Consider the following 244-nt stretch of genomic DNA (forward strand, 5'->3'; position numbering starts at 1 on the left):
TTTTGCATCTCTTATTCTTCATGGTTCCTCAGTTTTCTCCGTTGCGTGAAATCTCTTTTCATGTGCTGCAATGGCATCCATTACAAGATCTCTGTATGCGGAAGTGGGAGGTTTTTTCAGGCCGATTATTAGGAGATCCCTGACGACGTCGCTCTTGCTGCGGCCAGAGGCCAATATGCGCTTCTCGATAGCCTCTAGAACATCATCTTCCACTAGTACAGATAATTGTTTCACAAGATGATAT

1 protein-coding gene is annotated in these 244 nt (G+C 44.3%); it reads right to left on the bottom strand.

The features are described from left to right. Positions 1–18: 18 nt before the first annotated feature. Positions 19–244: ribbon-helix-helix protein, CopG family (locus BP727_RS06895; protein ID WP_286858013.1), on the bottom strand; the 226-nt coding region annotated here is incomplete at its 5' end.

This window comes from Methanosaeta sp. UBA356, from assembly GCF_002496465.1.
Lineage (GTDB): Archaea > Halobacteriota > Methanosarcinia > Methanotrichales > Methanotrichaceae > Methanothrix > Methanothrix soehngenii.